This window comes from Qipengyuania benthica (assembly GCF_030717865.1).
Lineage (GTDB): Bacteria > Pseudomonadota > Alphaproteobacteria > Sphingomonadales > Sphingomonadaceae > Qipengyuania > Qipengyuania benthica.
Genome location: NZ_JAVAIL010000003.1, coordinates 235825 through 251312, shown reverse-complemented (window position 1 = coordinate 251312; position 15488 = coordinate 235825). Strand labels below are relative to the sequence as shown.

At 63.5% G+C, this 15488-nt stretch carries 10 protein-coding genes; 3 read left to right on the top strand and 7 right to left on the bottom strand.

Annotation, left to right across the window (positions count from 1 at the left end):
* Positions 1 to 27 precede the first annotated feature (27 nt).
* Positions 28 to 393 (top strand): PRC-barrel domain-containing protein, encoded by a 366-nt coding sequence (locus tag Q9K01_RS10125; RefSeq protein ID WP_305930129.1) that lies wholly within the window; start codon positions 28 to 30, stop codon positions 391 to 393.
* 484 nt (positions 394 to 877) lie between these two features.
* A complete protein-coding gene (locus tag Q9K01_RS10120; RefSeq protein ID WP_305930128.1) occupies positions 878 to 1921 on the top strand; it encodes a PAS domain S-box protein in 1044 nt (347 codons plus the stop codon).
* A 100-nt stretch (positions 1922 to 2021) separates the two neighbouring features.
* Here the strand turns inward: Q9K01_RS10120 and ppsA are convergent, their stop codons facing one another.
* From ppsA to otsB, 3 genes are read right to left on the bottom strand one after another with little or no spacing between them, the layout of a single operon-like run.
* Complete coding sequence (gene ppsA, locus Q9K01_RS10115; protein ID WP_305930127.1) at positions 2022 to 4406, bottom strand: phosphoenolpyruvate synthase; 2385 nt, start codon at positions 4404 to 4406, stop codon at positions 2022 to 2024.
* Complete coding sequence (locus tag Q9K01_RS10110; RefSeq protein WP_305930126.1) at positions 4403 to 6898, bottom strand: glycoside hydrolase family 65 protein; 2496 nt, start codon at positions 6896 to 6898, stop codon at positions 4403 to 4405. The genes ppsA and Q9K01_RS10110 overlap by 4 nt, the downstream gene beginning before the upstream one ends.
* On the bottom strand, positions 6895 to 8559 hold the full coding sequence (gene otsB / locus Q9K01_RS10105; protein WP_305930125.1) for a trehalose-phosphatase: 1665 nt from the start codon (positions 8557 to 8559) through the stop codon (positions 6895 to 6897). Before otsB ends, Q9K01_RS10110 begins: the two co-directional genes overlap by 4 nt.
* Positions 8560 to 8573: 14 nt before the next feature.
* Here otsB and Q9K01_RS10100 point away from each other — a divergent pair, with 14 nt between their 5' ends.
* On the top strand, positions 8574 to 9575 hold the full coding sequence (locus tag Q9K01_RS10100) for an SDR family NAD(P)-dependent oxidoreductase (RefSeq protein ID WP_305930124.1): 1002 nt from the start codon (positions 8574 to 8576) through the stop codon (positions 9573 to 9575).
* Between the two features lie 47 nt (positions 9576 to 9622).
* On the opposite strand, the gene Q9K01_RS10095 is transcribed toward Q9K01_RS10100, so the two are convergent.
* The 4 genes from Q9K01_RS10095 to Q9K01_RS10080 all read right to left on the bottom strand — a co-directional run bounded on the left by Q9K01_RS10095 (position 9623) and on the right by Q9K01_RS10080 (position 15481).
* Positions 9623 to 12304 (bottom strand): cation-translocating P-type ATPase, encoded by a 2682-nt coding sequence (locus Q9K01_RS10095; protein WP_305930123.1) that lies wholly within the window; start codon positions 12302 to 12304, stop codon positions 9623 to 9625.
* 85 nt (positions 12305 to 12389) lie between these two features.
* Complete coding sequence (locus Q9K01_RS10090) at positions 12390 to 13328, bottom strand: 1-phosphofructokinase family hexose kinase (protein WP_305930122.1); 939 nt, start codon at positions 13326 to 13328, stop codon at positions 12390 to 12392.
* A gap of 159 nt (positions 13329 to 13487) precedes the next feature.
* Positions 13488 to 14270: a formate/nitrite transporter family protein gene (locus Q9K01_RS10085; protein ID WP_305930121.1), complete on the bottom strand. Its 783-nt coding sequence runs from the start codon at positions 14268 to 14270 to the stop codon at positions 13488 to 13490.
* 89 nt (positions 14271 to 14359) lie between these two features.
* Positions 14360 to 15481: a glutathione S-transferase family protein gene (locus tag Q9K01_RS10080; RefSeq protein ID WP_305930120.1), complete on the bottom strand. Its 1122-nt coding sequence runs from the start codon at positions 15479 to 15481 to the stop codon at positions 14360 to 14362.
* Positions 15482 to 15488: the final 7 nt, after the last annotated feature.

Below are 15488 nucleotides of genomic sequence, written 5' to 3'. Positions count from 1 at the left end.
CGTAGTTTGTGCGCGAGGAGAGAAGCCATGTCGGATGCCAGGACCAATGACCATTCCGTGATCGCAAGCGATCGAGTGGAAGGCACCAGCGTCTACGGTGCAACGGGCGAAAAAATCGGCACCGTCCGCAGGGTGATGATAGACAAATTGAGCGGTCAGGCACGCGACGTGGAGATCGCAGTCGGCAGCTTCCTGGGAATGGGTGGCGAGCTTCACAGCCTCCCTTGGGAGAAGTTCGATTACGATACGCAGGTGGGCGGCTACAAGCTCGACGTGACCGAAGACGAACTCCGCAACGCCCCCACTCATCGAGACGACGATCGCGATCAACAATATGATCGCGGCTATCAGACTCGCGTGTACGAGTATTGGGCGGTCGCGCCTTACTGGTAGCTTCTGAGCGCCATCCACCGAATCATCGTCGGGCGATCCACGACCGCTGCGACCCGACGCCCGCAGTTTCCGCTGGCCTTTCAATTGCGCCGGGTTGTCGGTCAGCCGCGTTCGACCCTTGCCTGGGCGGTTCGCCATCTGCGAGGCAGGAAGCGTGGATGCCCGGCGTCCTCGCCTGACTTGCGGCGGTTAGGAACGCTTTTCCTTTCGCGAAGCATTTTCGACCCGAGCTGATCCGATCGAAGAGTGTGCTTATCCGGCCCATCCTGTTACAGTAGCGGACGTAGCGGAGCTCACGCCGAAATCAGGGGCGTGGCTCCCGCTCACCTCAACAGGAGCGTGCAGGCGCGTGCAGTAGCTTTGCGACCTGAATCGAATGCTCTTGAATGACGCAAGCGTCGCTTTTTGCCGGGCTTTTCGCCGGTCAGAGACTTGCGAGTCTTGCGCATTTCGAGCCAGCCTATCTGAACGCGGATGCACCGATATGAGTGAAGAAGCACAAGACACCTTGCTGTTCTCCCCGTCGGCGCAATCCGGGAGGACGCCGATCGATATCGACGTTCTGGCGATCGTTGCGGATCCGGTGATCTGCACCGACGAAGAGGGGCGCATGCTTTTCTTCAATGCGGCTGCGGAACGGTGCTTCGGCTACAGTGCGGCCGAGGTGCTGGGGCAGCGAGTGGAGATGCTGCTACCGGAGCGCTACAGAGACGCGCACGTTCGACAGGTTAAGCAGTTTGGCTCGGAAGAGGACGTCGAAGGCCGGCTCATGGGTCACCAGCGTGAAGTCTGGGGCCGCCGGAAGAATGGCGAGGAGTTCCCGGGCGAGGCAGCGCTCTCGCGGCGGTTTGTCGACGGCAGAACGGTTCTGACCGTGGTTCACCGGGACATCACCCTGCGCAAAGACCTGGAGGAGCAGCGCGAGGCCGTCGCCCAGGAGATGGACCACCGTATCAAGAACCTGTTTACAGTGTTCAGTGCTTTGGTTTGGCTCAGCGCCAAGAACAGTACGAGCGTTACCGAACTCGAAAGCTCGCTGCAGGAGCGGATCAAGGTCCTGGCCGGAACGCAGTCATTTATGGAGCGGGGCGTTCAGGATAGCATCAGCCTGGCTGATCTGTTGGATGCCGAACTCGGACAATATCGCAACGCAGACGGGACGAACATTAATATAAAAGGCGAACAAGTGTCGTTGCGCTCAACTGCGGTTCAGCCTCTTGCCCTGGCTTTTCACGAATTGGGAACGAATTCGATCAAGTATGGCGCCTTCAGCCACCCGCAGGGCCGCGTAACCGTGACATCGGAGCGCTCCGTCGAACAGGGCAAGCACCTGCTTCTGATCGAGTGGCGGGAAACAGGAGGCCCCCTGGTGAAGCCGCCCGAGCGGCAGGGCTTTGGCACGAGCCTGATCAAGCAAGTCGTCGGAAGGACGTTCCAAGCCGAGGTCCTGATCGACTACCGACCCGAGGGGCTGGTCTGCCGTTTGTCCTTGCCTAGCGCCGAGGTCGAGGAGGACACCCAGCCGTAGAGGCGTGGAACCTCCAGCCAAAAGGCCGCCCATCCCGAGATTGTTTTCGCATCGGTAGGACTATGGGTCTCATGGCCATCTCCCGCCCTCACCGGAACCCCTAGGTCCGCTCCCCCGCGAGAGCGGCCTCGGCCATTGCGATCTGCTGCTTCACGCGTAGGAAGCTGTCGGGAGTGACCGAGATCGAATCGATGCCGTGTTCGACCAGAAAGCGGGCGAACTCGGGGTGGTCGCTGGGCGCCTGACCACAGATCCCGGTGTGCGTTCCGGTGCGTTTCGCTGCGGCGAGCAGCTCGGCGATCGTCTTCGTCACCGCCTCGTTCCGTTCGTCGAATAGCGAGCTGAGCCGGTCGCTGTCGCGATCGATCCCGAGCGTCAGCTGCGTCAGGTCGTTCGAGCCGATCGAGAAGCCGTCGAAACGGGTGGCAAACTTATCGGCGAGCAGCACGTTCGAGGGTAGCTCGGCCATCACGTAGACCTCGAGCCCCGCCTTGCCCCGCATCAGGCCATGCTTGGCCATCTCTTCGAGGACTCGATCTGCCTCCTGGGGCGTGCGGCAGAACGGGATCATCATCACGATGTTGTCGAGCCCGATCTCTTCGCGGGCCCGGCGGATCGCCAGACATTCGAGCGCGAAGCCCTCGCGATAATCCGGATGATAGTATCGGCTGGCCCCGCGCCACCCCAGCATCGGATTTTCTTCCTTCGGCTCGAAGGCTTCACCGCCGAGAAGATCGGCATACTCGTTGGTCTTGAAATCGCTCATCCGAACGATGACCGGGTTCGGATGGTGCGCGGCCGCAATTCGCGCAATGCCGCGGGCAAGCGTATCGACGAAAAAGTCGGTCTTGGTCTCGAAGCCCCGGGTCAGCTCCTCGATCTGCTTGCGGTCGTCCTCGTCCTCGACCTCGTCGAAGCGGACGAGTGCCATCGGATGCACCTTGATGTGGTTGGAGATGACGAACTCCATCCGTGCCAGACCGACCCCGTCGCTCGGAAGACGCCACCAGCGAAAGGCGCTCGCGGGATTGGCGAGGTTCACCATCGCCTTGGTCCGCGTCTCGGGTATTTCAGAGAGGTCGATGTCGGTCACCTCGAATTCGAGCGCTCCTTCGTAGACCCGGCCCTCGTCTCCCTCGGCGCAGGATACGGTGACCGCCTGGCCATTCTCGAACGTCTTCGTGGCGTCGCCGGTGCCGACGATCGCCGACAGACCGAGCTCCCGGCTGACGATGGCTGCGTGGCTGGTTCGCCCGCCGTGATCGGTGACGATGGCTGCGGCCTTTTTCATGATCGGAACCCAGTCGGGATCGGTCATGCCGGTGACCAGGATCGCGCCGGTCTCGAACCGTTCGATCTCGTCGGGGCTATCCAGCCGGATCACGGGTCCTGTGGCGATTGCATCGCCGATGGCCACTCCCGAGACCAGCACCTTGCCCTTCTTCTTGAGACTGTACGACCTCAGCTGTCCCGCCTCGCGGCGCGACTGCACCGTCTCCGGGCGGGCCTGGACGATGAAGAGCTCGTTCGTTTCGCCATCCTTGGCCCACTCCATGTCCATCGGCAGGCCGTAATGGCGCTCGATGATCGTCGCCCACCGCGCCAGCGTCAGGACTTCGTCGTCATCGATCACCAGGCGGCGTCGCTCCTCCGGAGCGGTTTCGACCAGCTCGGTCGCCGCCTTGTTTCCATAAACCATCTTCTGGGACTTGGCGCCGACCTTCTTCTCGATGATCGGCTTGAATTCGGGCCGGTCGAGCAGCGGCTTGAACACCTGGAACTCGTCCGGATCGACCATCCCCTGCACCACCGTCTCGCCCAGACCCCAGGCGCCGGTGATCAGGACGGAACGCGGGAATCCCGTCTCGGTGTCGATCGAGAACATGACACCCGAGGAGGCGAGGTCCGATCGGACCATTCGCTGCACGCCCACCGACAGGGCGATATCCAGATGATCGAAGCCGTGATTCTCGCGATAGCTGATGGCGCGGTCGGTGAAGAGCGAGGCGTAGCAATTGCGACAGGCATCCAGCAACGCGCTCTCGCCCTCCACGTTGAGAAAGGTTTCGAGCTGGCCCGCGAAGCTGGCCTCCGGCAGGTCCTCGGCAGTGGCGCTGGAACGCACGGCGACCTTGGCCGGTCCCTTCTCGCCCATCGCGCGGTAGGACGAACGTATGGCTTCCTCCAGATCGGGCGGAAAGCCGCCCTCGCGGATTTTCCGCCGGATCGCCTCGCCGACCTGATGGAGATTGCTCAAGTCGTCCTTTAGCTGGCCGATCTGCTCGGCGATGGGCTTCTCGAGCCCGTTGGCCTCGACATAACGCCAGTAGGCGGCCGCGGTCGTGGCAAAGCCGCCGGGTACGCGAATGCCCGAGTCGCGCAGGTTTCCGATCATCTCGCCCAGCGAAGCATTCTTGCCGCCCACCCGGTCGCCGTCCTGCCGATTCAACTCGGCAAGTTGCAGAACAAGTTCCGTCTCGTTCATGGTGCAATTTCCTCCTGCTGTACCGGTGTAGAGCCCTCGCGGACGCGCCTCTGCCCGTGCTCGCGGATGTTCCGGTCGGGCTTCGTTTCCGGAACCAGGACGAAGACGAAGGACTGTCCGGGGCTCATCTCGCGGCTCTCGCCTCGATAGGTGACCGTGATCGGATGGGCGGTCATCACCCGGCTCGAGACGGTCAGTCTCTCCTGGGTGATCTCGAGATCGAGGATCTGGCGGCGATAATGCACCGTCGTCACGAGCCGCTCCACCTGCTCGGGCAGGCGAGGGTTCAGCATCAGCGCTCCGGAGCGAGTCTCGAGTCCGGTGTAGCAGCGCTGGATCAGATCGACGGTGCCGGCCATCGCGCCGAGATGAATGCCCTCGGCGGTCGTTCCTCCTTGGAGGTCGCCGACGTCGCTATCGAGCGCCTTCAGCGCCAGTTGCCAGGAGCGTTGCCGGTCGGCCCGTGCCAGCACCCAAGCGTGCGCCAGCCAGCTCAAAGTCGAGCCGTGCGAAGTTCGCTCCATGTAATACTGGATGTTCCGCCAGATCATGTCCGGCGTGAATTCATAGCCGAGTCGGTCGAAGATCAGTTCGATCTCCTCGCGGCTGAACAGATAGAAGATCATCAGCAGGTCGGCCTGCTTGGAGACCTTGTAGTCGTTGGGATCTTTTCCTTCGCCCTCGAGGATGCGGTCGAGCCGCTGAAGGTCGCCGTATTTTTCGCCAAACTCCTCCCAGGGAAACTCCTTCAGATTCTCATAGCCCTCGAACTGGGCGATTATCCCGTCGTCCTGGATCGGTATGAACAGCTTGCGGCTCACCTCGTTCCAGCGCGTCAGTTCGTCTTCGGTGAGGTCCAGCTTCTCGCAGAGCCGGCGGCGCTGGTCGCTCGGAATCAGGTCCAGCACGTCGAACGCGCGCGTCAGCAGCCACGACACCATCAGATTGGTGTAGGCGTTGTTGTCGACGCCGCCCGCTGTTTCGGGGTCGGCACCCGGGTAGGCGGTGTGAAATTCGTCGGGCCCCATCACGCCGCGTATGCCGTAGCGTCCGTCCGGGCGCTTTTGAGCCAGGCTGGACCAGAAGCGGGCGATCTCGAAGAACAGCTCGGCCCCGAAATCGCGCAGGAAGTCCCGGTCCGCGGTGGCCTCGACATACTCCCAGATGTTGTAGCAGATCGCGGCGCCGATATGCCGCTGGCGCCAGGTGTTGTCGGGAATCCAGCGCCCCGAACGGGGGTTCAAGTGGATGCGCTGGCTTTCCTCGCGCCCGTTCGAACCGCTCATCCAGGGGAACATCGCCCCCTTCAAACCAGCCTCGCGCGCGGCGCGGCGTGCCTCGTCGAGCCGGCGGAACCTGTAGCCCAGGAGTGCGCGCGTCAGGAACGGCATCCGCAGCGTCAGATAGGGGAAGATGAACAGCTCGTCCCACATGATGTGACCCCGGTAGGCCTCGCCATGCCAGCCGCGCGGCGGCACCCCAACGTCTCTGTCCACCGAATGCGCCGAGGCAGTCTGGAGCAAGTGGAAAATATGCAGGCGCAGCTTGCGCTGCGCCTCGTCGTTCGACGTGCTCTCGAGCTCGATATCGCACTGCTCCCAAAGGTGCGACCAGGCTTCTACATGCTGCTGGCAGAGTTCGTGGAAGCCCGGCGCATGCTGGACGTGAGCGACCGCCTCCTGCAGCGGCTCGGTCGTCGCGGTGTCTTTCGAGCTGAAATAGGCCGCGATCTTGCTGATGCTGATGGATCGACCCTCGCGCGCCTCGATCTCGAACTCCTGCGCAACCATGTCGGGCAGAGTCTCGGTGCGCGCAGGCGCAATATGCGCTCCCTCCAATTTCACATCGTTGCGAGCGGCAAGCGCGATCTCGTGGCGCGCCTGGACCATGCGGGTGCGCAGAGAGATCACTCCGCTTTCTTCGCAGCGACTGTCGAGTGTCTCCAGATGGCGTCCCTCGAGCGCGCGGTAGCGCTCCACGCCCCAGTTGATGACGCTGGCGTCGATCGCCGAACGCAAGGTCAGCGTCTCCGACCAGTTCTCCGGTGTCACGCGCACGCTCATCGCCGCGAGATGGGGATCGTGCATCGAGACGATGCGTCGCTCGTCCCAGCGCGTTACCCTTCCGTCCGCATCGCGAAACCGCAGCACGCGGGATAGCACGCCCGTCTTGAGGTCGAGTTCCTGACGATAGCCGAGCTGCTCCACTGAGTCCGGGCCGATCCACTCGCCATCGCCGATACGCAGCATCAGCGGCAGCCAGTTGGGGAGATTGACGAGGTCCTCGTTCTCGATTTCCCGGTCGCCCACGCTCGACACCAGCCGATCGTAGCCTCCCGCGAGATAGGTGCCTGGGTAATGCACGTCATCCGCGAAGCTGTCCGGCGCGCAGGCGCGCGAGACGATGTAGCCATTGCCCAGGGCGCATAGGGTTTCGCGCAGACCCTCCTGCGCCGGGATGTAGTCGGGGTAGACGAGGGACCAGGCCGTCATCGGGCCTGCTTCTCCACGCATTCGCTCAGCCACACCAGGAAGCGGCCGACGTCTGCGCTATTCTCGAGTGCATAGTCGGCCGTTGTGATGTACCCGCCATCCTTGACGACGATCGAAATTCCGTCGTCCGCAAGAGCTGCAAAGGCATCCTCATCGGTGATATCGTCGCCGATGTAGAGCGGCAGCGCATCGCGTTCGCCGAGGCGGGTGTTGGCGAGCAGCCATTCGATCGCCTTTCCCTTGTTCCACTCGGCACGCGGCTCGACCTGCAAGACTTTCTTTCCCCTGCTCCTGCGCAGGTCGGCGTGGCGGCCGACGACTTCGTCCACCGCGCTCTCGAGCCGCTCGACGTCCTCTTCGGCTGCGTTCCGGAAATGGACTGCGATCGAGAAAGTCTTTCGCTCGACCTCGGCGCCGTCGATACCCTCGATGGCGCGCCTGAGGTCCTGCTCGGCTTCCGCGATCGGTCGCAGGAATTTCTCCGCCCCCTCGGGCCGCATCTTCAAGCCGCCGGGACCGGCGATGTCGAAGCCGTGGCTGCCGGCATAAAATACGCTGTCGAGCCCGACCCGGTCGCGAACGTCATCGAGGTCGCGCCCGCTGATGATCGCCGTCGGACACTGTTCTGCGAGCTGCGCGACCGCCTCGACCATCTTGTCGGAGATATGCGCCTTGCGGTGGTTCCGCACGATCGGGGTCAGCGTGCCGTCGTAATCGAGGAAGACAGCAAGCGGACGGCTGCCGATCTGCGACACCAGCTCGTCCTGCCGATCCCACACCGCCGGAAGATTGCCGACCGTCCTGAGACCCGAACCATCGGCAGTGAGCAGCCGGCGCAGGTCGCGCACGACGAGGTCGGCACCATGGGCGCGGAGCGCATGCCGCTGCGAGTCGGCATGGTCCTCCTGGCGGTTGATTCCCACCGTCAGGGCGAAGCGCCCCCTCGATCCGGCCTCGACTCCTGCAAGCGCATCCTCGACGACGGCGGTTTCTCGCGGCTCGATTCCGAGCTGCCTCGCGGTCTCCACCAGCATCGCCGGATCGGGCTTGGCGGCGAGGTTTTGCTCCTCGGCATCATCGCCGCTGACGATGGCGTCGAAAAATCCTCCCAGTCCGGCGCTCTCGATCACTCGATTTGCGTTCCGGCTCGCGGAGAAAATCCCGACCGTGACACCGTTCGCCTTGAGCACATCGATCAGGGCGCGGGTGTCCTCGAACGTCGGCACTTCGTTCTGAGCGAGCCACCGATCGAAGCACTGGTTCTTCAGGAAGCCGAGGCCCCGAACCGTCGCAGGAGTTCGGTCGCCTTCCTCGCCTTCGGGCAGGTCGATTTCGCGGGACTCTAAGAAGGCGCGAATTCCTGCCAGGCGGGGGATGCCGTCGACATGATCGAGATAGTCCCGGCGGGTGAACGCTCCAAGATTGTCGCCCCCCGGAGCGTCGTCCCTGAAATCGTCGCCCACGAAATCGTCGCCGGAGCGGCTGCGAAGCAAGCCGTCGAAGACCTCCTTCCAGCAGGTGAAGTGAGCGACTGCGGTGTTTGTGACAACGCCGTCCATGTCGAAGATGAAAGCGCGCAACACCGCAGCAGACCCGAACCTGGACTTATCCGATTCAGGCGCTCCGTGCGCCTTTTCATTGCTTCTGCTCGAGGCGATCATGCTGTTTGGATCTCTTGACGGATACCCACATCGTGCGGGCGCGCTATCAATCGGTCAACCTGCATCTATCCACGAGAGTTCCGCCTCTGAGCAGTTTAACCTCGGAACAACGACCAGACCACGGCGTTCTCAGCTCGAATTCCCGTCGAATTCCCGTCGAATTCCCGGCGCACCTGCAAGCGAACGAAGCTCTAGAGGTGCCGCGTTTCATTCTGCTGCAACAGGGTCCGAAGAGAGGCACAACGATGGCGCGTCTGGCACACAAGGTCGCAATCGTCACCGGCGGGTCGCATGGGATCGGTGCTGCCACCTGCGCAATGATGGCGCGCGAGGGCGCCGCAGTCGCGATCGCCGACATTCTCGACGAAGATGGTGAGCGGCTTGCCCAAAGCATTGAGTCGGGTGGGGGAAGGGCGCACTACTGGAACCTGGACGTCACCGACGAAGGCGCGGTGAAGCGGGTGTTGGGCGAAGTCGCGGACGAATTCGGCAAGCTGGATATCCTCGTCAACAACGCCGGAATCGCCGGCGAGAACAAGGCGACCGACGAACTCAGCGCAGAGGAATGGGACGAGGTGATGAACGTCAATGTGCGGGGTGTGTTCTTCTGCACCAAGCACGCTATCCCCCACCTGCGCCGCGCGGGCGGCGGGGCTATCGTCAATCTTTCATCGATCTACGGCATCATCAGCGCCCAGGATATTCCGGCCTATCATGCATCGAAGGGCGCCGTGCGACTGATGACCAAGACCGACGCACTGACCTACGCGAAGGAAAGAATCCGGGTGAATTCGGTGCATCCGGGCTTCATCTGGACGCCGCTGGTCGAGGATCTGGCGCGTCGGTCCGGCGAGGATGTAGAGGCGTTCCGCAGCAGCCTCGATGAGCGCCATCCGATCGGCCATGTCGGCGAGCCGGACGATATCGCGGCGGGTATCCTCTATCTGGCTTCCGACGAGGCGAAGTTCGTCACCGGCAGCGAGCTCGTGATCGACGGCGGCTACACTGCGCAGTGACCGCGGCGAAACCCAAGCCGACAGGCGCAAGGTCGAGCAAGCGGAGTCTATGAGCGGGTCGTACTGCGATCCGACTGCCCGCGCTGAAGGCGCCGCACGATCGACTTCTCCACTTCGAGGATGAGGAACAGGCCTGCTCCGAGACCGATGATAGCTGCGCCCTGCGCCAGGCTCAGCGGCCTTGTGTCGAACACGCGCTGCAGAAACGGCAGATAGGTGAAGGCGAGCTGCGCCGCGACGACGACCGCTAGAGCAATCAGCACGGGTTTGGTTCCGAGCGCTCCCTTGAGTGTTGCCGATCGCATGTGCAGGAAGCGCACGTTGAACAGGTAGAAGATCTCCGCCACCACCAGCATGTTGACGGCCATCGTCCGTGCCGTCTCGACGCTGGAGCCTTGTGCCTGCACACCGAAGAAAACGAGCAGTACGGCAGCTGCGAACAGCGTCGATACCAGCACGATGCGCCACAACAGCAATCCGGTCAGCAGCGAGGCGTCGCGCTGGCGCGGCGGCCTGTCCATGACACCGGGCTCCGACGGCTCGAATGCCAGCACCAGCCCGAGGGTGGATGCGGTGACGAGATTGATCCACAAGATTTGGGTGGCGGTTAGCGGCAGCGTGAATCCGGCGAGGATGGCGAGGATGACGACGATCGCCTCGCCGCCATTGGTGGGCAGCGTCCAGGCGATAACCTTGCGGATATTGTCATGGACAGTGCGCCCCTCGCGCACGGCGGCAACGATCGAAGCGAAATTGTCGTCGAGCAGCACCATCTCCGAGGCCTCGCGCGCCGCCTCGGTGCCGGTGACACCCATAGCGGTCCCGACGTCGGCCTGCTTGAGCGAGGGCGCGTCGTTGACCCCGTCTCCGGTCATCGCGACGATATGACCGTGCGCCTGGAGTGCCCGCACGATCCTGAGCTTGTGTTCGGGGCTGGCGCGCGCGAAGACCGCAACCTCGGGTACGCAACGGGAGAGTTCGTCGTCATCCATCGCCTCGATCTGCGCACCGGTGAGTGCCTGCGGATCATCGGCGAGTTCGAGCTGGCGCGCGATCGCCCCGGCTGTCGCAGCGTGATCGCCGGTGATCATCTTGACGGCGATGCCGGCAGAACGGCACTCGGCGATCGCCCGCTTGGCTTCCTCGCGCGGTGGATCGATGAAGCCCATCAGCCCGAGCATCTGCGCACCTGCCAGATCGCCATGCCCAATGTGCTCGGCGCCCTCGCCGACCGGCAACATCGCAAAACCGAGCAGGCGTTCGCCGTCTGAAGCCGAGCGTTCGACCAGGGCTTGCCAGTCCACTGCCCGAGCTTCGTCGCCGCACAGCGCCAGCACCGCCTCGGGCGCACCCTTGATGAAAGCGACGCGGTCGCCGCCGGGTGTCCGGTGCAGCGTGGCCATATAGCGATAGGATGCATCGAACGGGATTTCGTCCAGTCGTTGCCAGTCGCGCTGCAGCCCTTCTGTTTCCAGACCGGCCTTGGCGGCGAGCGCGAGCAGCGCACCTTCCATCGGATCGCCCGCGACGCCCCATTGCCCACCGTCCTCCACCAGCCGCGCATCGTTGCACAGCGCGCCGCAGCGGATCAGATCGCGCGGCGTCTCGGCATCGTCCGGCGAGCCCTCGACTGGCGTCACTTCGCCTTCCGGCGCATAGCCGATACCGCTGACGGTATATTCGCGATCCCCGGTCAGCAGGCGGGCCACGGTCATCTCGTTGCGGGTCAGCGTACCCGTCTTGTCGGTGCAGATCACGCTGGTGGCACCAAGCGATTCCACCGCCGGCAGCTTGCGTATCACGGCGCGGCGCGCGGCCATCCGCTGAACGCCGATGGCAAGCGTGATTGTGATGACCGCGGGCAGCCCTTCCGGGATTGCCCCCACGGCCACGGCGACAACGGCGATCAGCGCGTCGACCCACTCAAAACCGCGCACCAGGACTGCAAAAGCGAACAGCGCCGCGCCGAAGACAAGGATTACCAGGGTCAGCAGGCGGGCGAAGGAATTGATCTGCCGCAGGAGCGGCGTCACGAGCGTCGGCACTTGCTGCAGCATTCCGCTGATCTTGCCGATTTCGGTATTGCTCCCGGTCGCCACGACCATTCCGGTTGCCTGGCCACGCGCAACCAGTGTGCCCGAAAACGCCATCGAGGTGCGGTCGCCCAGCGAGGCGCCCTCGACCACCGGCTCCTCGCCCTTTTCGGCGGCAACGGATTCTCCCGTGAGCGCCGCCTCTTCGATGGCGAGGCTGCGCGCGCGAAGAAGTCTCAGATCTGCCGGAACGCGGTCTCCGGCTTCGATCACGACTACGTCCCCTGGCACGAGCTCGGCGACGTCGACTTCGCGTTTCTCGCCTTCGCGCAGCACCTTGGCATGCGGAGAAATGAGACCGCGCATGCCGCTCAGCGCCTGCTCCGCGCGCCCTTCCTGCACGAAACCGACAGTGGCGTTCACCAGCACCACGAGGAGTATGACCGCGGCATCGATTGCATGGTCGAGCAAAAAGGCGGCCAGCGCTGCGGCAAGCAGGAAGTAGATCAAAGGATTGTTGAACTGGCTCAGGAAGCGCAGCAGCGGAGAGACCGATTTCGCTTCCGGCAAGGTGTTGGGGCCATGGATGTCGAGCCGGGTCTTAACCGCCTCGCTGGTCAGGCCCGCACGATCGGCATCTAGCGTCTCGATCACCTCCTCGGCAGTGCGGGCGTGCCACAGGGCTTGTCTCACCATCGTCGTGCTATCCCTCTTCTGCGGCGGAGAACGATTGGCAGGCTGGAACTGCGCGGGCCGGACACGCCACGATCAAGGAGTCCTCTCACCGGGCAGAGGAAGCACCGCTATCCGCGAACAGCCGCCGGATTTCGTCTGGCTGCGCCAGATCCGTTCCCGGAGTTAGGGCGGCGGCAGCGCCTGCCGCAAGACCGAAGCGAAAGGCGTCGCCGGGGGCCTGACCGCTCGCCAGGGAGTGCACCATGGCTGCGAGAAAGCTGTCGCCCGCGCCCACGGTACTCGCAGCTTTGATGGGCACCGCCGGCAGTCGCAGCACGCCCGAAGCGTTGCACAGCAGTCCGCCGTCGCGGCCCATGGTCACCGCCACATGCTCCGCTTCGCCGCGATCGACAATCCCCTTCGCGGCCTCGGCGATCGTCTCGTCGCTGGCAAGATCCCGACCGGTCAAACTGCGCAATTCACCGATGCTCGGTTTGACTAGGTATATCCCCCGACCGGCGAGACCCCCCGCAAGGCCCCGTCCGGAACTGTCGAGGACGACGCGAATATCCCGCTCGTTCGCGCGATCCGCCACTTGCGCGTAAAAGTCCTCGGGAACACCGCGGGGAAGCGATCCGCTCACCACCAGATAGTCGCAGCGCACTTCGCCGATGCGGTCGAGGCAGTCCTGCCATTCGCCGGGCGAAACCGTGGGTCCTTCGGTCACGAAGCGGTATTCGTGGCCACTACCGCGCTCGTAGACCGAGGTGCTCACCCGGGTCTCCCCCGCAATCGCAATGCGGCTCCGTACCAGCTGATGGAGATCGATGAGCCCATCGAGCGCCGCGCCCGTCGCACCGCCCGAGAGATAGTAGCACCGGGCATTGCCGCCGAGACGGACGAAGACCCGCGCGACATTGATCCCACCGCCGCCCGGGGCGTGGCACTCGTTGCGGCCCCGCATCTTGCGAGTGTGAAACACCCGGTCGGTTTCGAAGGAAACGTCGATTGTCGGGTTCATGGTCAAGGTTGCAATGTTCATCATCGAGATGCGTTTCTTTCGCCGACCTGGGGATTGTCATTTTCGGCGCCGGCGCGTTTCGCGGGCGCCAGACAGTATGACACAGCGAAAATCGAATGCCATGATTCAGATCAAACGTACCGGTTCGAGGTCGCAACGGCGCAGGGGCAAGCGGCTAGGTTCCTAGCCGCCATCTTCGGCCAGGGCCTGCGCGGCATGCGACAGCGTCACCAGCCCGATCCCTCCCACCAGATTGCCGGCGAGCGAGATCGCTGCGACCTTTGCGAGATGCTGCGCTGCCAGATCGGCGCCGATGAACACGCCGAACAGCATGTGGAGCGTTGACACCACCACGTGTTCGAACGGTCCCAGCGCGAGCATGAATCCGACCGCGAAAGCCATCATCGCGCGTGCGCCCTGGCTCTGAGCGGCGATTACGAGGAAGGAGAGCAGGGCTACGAGCGCTCCACCGATGATCGAGCGCGCGAAGGTCGCCAGGGGATCGCGGTTGGCCAGTTCCAAGGCCATGGACGCTATCGATTGGCGAGCACCCTCGTGGAGGGCCCCTTCGACCGACAGGACCAGGATCAGGATGGTGCCGCCCACAATGTTCAGCACGAAGGTGAACACCCACAGCCGCGCCATGCGCCTGGGAATGTCGCGTTCCTTTCCTTCGAAGGCCGTGGCGATCGGATCGAAGAAGTTCTCGTTGAAGAGCTCGGCGCGGCCGATGATCAGGAAGACAACCCCGGTTGCGAAGCCAAGCGCTCCGAGTACCGAGGCGAATTCGCCGAATTGCGGCTGCGCGGCCGAATGGATGAGCGCCTGTGCGGTGCTGCCGAAGATGATCGTAAAGCCGGCGATGAAGCCCGTGGCGAGGAGAGCCGCGAGGCTTTGGTCGAGACGTCGTTTCCCTTCCGCAGCAGCCTTGTCGAAGATTTCCTTGGGTTTCGGCGCGCTGTGCATGCTGGACTGACGGCTAGAAGCGCTGGAAGGTTCCGCCTGCGGAAAAGCAAACAAGCAGCTCGAGCCGCGAAGTCGGGCAGCAACGCTCGCTAGTTCGTGAAAGCCCCCCATTTTTCGATATTGTCGGCCCGCTCGACCCGGATCGGGAGCTGCGAATCGAGCAGGGGCGAAAGGCGATGCCGGGTAAACAGTTCGTGAACGGCATCGCTGCCGTCTGCCGCCTCACGCAGCCTTTGCCACAGGAAGAACGTATAGGGCTGCACGCCGCCGGTGTAAGGGATGCCCCGAAAAGACGTTTCGGTCTGGCCGATAATCCGCTGATGCGGCTTGGCGGTGACAGGCTGACCGGGCTGGGCGGCGCCGCTCGCGACATGGGCACACATGACTTCGAGCTGGTCGGTCAGTCCCGGCAGCAGTTCGGCCGCGATCTGGTCGAGCACCGGATCCAGGCTCGCGGGGATCCGGTCACCAGGCGCGAAACCGCCTTCGCCGCCCGTCTGGCCATACTCCACCAGGTCGAGATCGGGCGCGTGCATGCGCTCGACCCAGCGAAACACCTTGGGAGCTTCGCGTTGCATGATCGCCAGCGGGACCGGATCGCGGCCGAGATGCGCGAACAGCGGTCCGAATAGCGAATAGTCGCCGATCGAGGGCTGGCTGCCGAGCAGATAAGGATAGGCCGCGAAATGCGCCTCCAGCCCTGCAAGCAGCTGATGATAGCTTTCTTCGATTGCCGGTATCGTTTCCTGCGATACGCCCAGCATCGGCAGATAGCTGCTCATCCGGGCCATCGTCGAAGCGGTACGCTCGGGGTCGCCGCCGGCGCTGAAGGCGTCGCGCAAAAACGCCTCCTGCTCCGCCAGATAGGACCAGCGGTAGTGCATCGCGTGGCGGGTGAGGCTCACGACCGAATAGAGTTCGAACAGATGCGCGACAGCGCGCTGGCGCTTCGTCTCCGGATAGGCAGGATAGCGGACGCCGGCCTGTTCGAAGTGATCGATGATATCGACGGTGTCCTGCACCACTGCGCCGTCCGCCAGTTCGAGAACCGGAATGATCACGCGCCCGATCTTGGGCACCAGCGTCTGGGTGAAATGCGGATCGCTGGGCGCCGTCTCGCGATAGGCGATACCCTGCTTGCGCAGATAGCTGCGGACCTTCCCGGTGTAGAGCGAATGCGGCAGGCCGTAGAGTTTGGGGATGGTTGCCATGGTGCGC

What these genes read in the sequence shown, in the direction of transcription:
- Q9K01_RS10080 (WP_305930120.1), bottom strand. Translation starts at nt 15,481, where the DNA reads ATGGCAACCATCCCCAAACTCTACGGCCTGCCGCATTCGCTCTACACC.
- ppsA (WP_305930127.1), bottom strand. Translation starts at nt 4,406, where the DNA reads ATGAACGAGACGGAACTTGTTCTGCAACTTGCCGAGTTGAATCGGCAG.
- Q9K01_RS10095 (WP_305930123.1), bottom strand. Translation starts at nt 12,304, where the DNA reads ATGGTGAGACAAGCCCTGTGGCACGCCCGCACTGCCGAGGAGGTGATC.
- Q9K01_RS10090 (WP_305930122.1), bottom strand. Translation starts at nt 13,328, where the DNA reads ATGATGAACATTGCAACCTTGACCATGAACCCGACAATCGACGTTTCC.
- otsB (WP_305930125.1), bottom strand. Translation starts at nt 8,559, where the DNA reads ATGATCGCCTCGAGCAGAAGCAATGAAAAGGCGCACGGAGCGCCTGAA.
- Q9K01_RS10085 (WP_305930121.1), bottom strand. Translation starts at nt 14,270, where the DNA reads ATGCACAGCGCGCCGAAACCCAAGGAAATCTTCGACAAGGCTGCTGCG.
- Q9K01_RS10110 (WP_305930126.1), bottom strand. Translation starts at nt 6,898, where the DNA reads ATGACGGCCTGGTCCCTCGTCTACCCCGACTACATCCCGGCGCAGGAG.
- Q9K01_RS10120 (WP_305930128.1), top strand. Translation starts at nt 878, where the DNA reads ATGAGTGAAGAAGCACAAGACACCTTGCTGTTCTCCCCGTCGGCGCAA.
- Q9K01_RS10125 (WP_305930129.1), top strand. Translation starts at nt 28, where the DNA reads ATGTCGGATGCCAGGACCAATGACCATTCCGTGATCGCAAGCGATCGA.